The organism is Bradyrhizobium altum (assembly GCF_020889705.1).
GTDB classification, from domain to species: domain Bacteria; phylum Pseudomonadota; class Alphaproteobacteria; order Rhizobiales; family Xanthobacteraceae; genus Bradyrhizobium; species Bradyrhizobium altum.
In genome coordinates, this window is sequence record NZ_JACMYP010000560.1 from 1 (window position 1) to 1,165 (window position 1,165).

At 58.6% G+C, this 1,165-nt stretch carries 1 protein-coding gene; it reads right to left on the reverse strand.

The features are described 5' to 3' along the window. Positions 1–444: 444 nt before the first annotated feature. Positions 445–1,165: SOS response-associated peptidase (locus tag H8B02_RS47375; protein WP_229172527.1), on the reverse strand; the 721-nt coding region annotated here is incomplete at its 5' end.

The following is a 1,165-nucleotide window of genomic DNA, read 5'->3' on the forward strand; positions in this document are numbered from 1 at the left end:
GCGCAGTAAGCCTCTATTCCTGACCCATGACCATCATGCACGTCACCTGTAGTGATCGGCATGTCGTCGTTCTCGATCCAGGGAAAGCTTGGTGCAGAGAAAGGGACAGGCAGCCGGCAAGCCCGATCAAATGCAGGGCGAGGATTCCCTCACGTTTGCTTGAACTGGTGCCCATCTTTCGGCTATTAGAGGCTTGCGATGCGGAGCAAAACCGGAGCAAAATCAAATCGCTCCCAGAAATCCGCGAGCAATATCAAAGCGGTCCCGTAGCTCAGCCGGATAGAGCGACGGTTTCCTAAACCGTGCCTCAAAGCTTCCTGACCTCGTATGACTTTATTGGCTGCCGCGATGACGCGCTGCGCTACAGCTTTGGCGTTGGCAAACTTTCGTCGGAAGAGGCGCACCGGATGAATGATGTTGTCCCTGACGGTGGCCAGCCCCCGGTCAATCCACCGATACGGGAAGGTCTTCTTTGATGCCGCGGGCGACGATCCGGAGCATTCCGTCCGGAAGCGGCCGCTGCAACTTCAGGACCTCGTCCACCGGGGAGGTCATCCAGGTCTCGACCTCTTCCGGCTTCGTCAGGATCACGGGCATGGCCTTCGGGTGGATGGCGCCGACCTCTGCGTTCGGTTCCGTCGTGAGGAATGCGTAGAGGTCGTTGGTCGTCTCACCTTCCTTGACCTTCCGGACGGAAGTCCAGTTGGTCCAGATGCCGGCGAAGCAGGCGAGAGGGCGGGTCTCATCCAGTGCAAACCAGATGTCACCGCCCTCGGCCTTGTTGAATTCGCTGAACGAGTTGAACGGCACCACGCAGCGATTTTCGGTCCCCAGCCATCGGGTCCAATGCTTGCTCTTCACATTGCGGATGTTGGTCGCCCCGCTGTCCGGCTCCATTCTGAGCAATTCCTTGAAATCCACCGGCTTGCCCTTGGCCTCCAGCTTTTCGGCTCTCTTCTTGGTGGCGTCCATCAACGCCTTTGACGACGATGGCATTCCCCATCGCGCCGTGGCGAGCTCGCGGCCCTCGGATCCGTTGCGCACGATCGGTGCCTTGTAATCGGGAAACACGCCGGGCATTGGCGCTAAATTGCCGACGTATCGGTTCACGACACGAAATAGCGCGCTGATCGCGGCCTGGTTGGTCGTGATCGAATAAAGATTG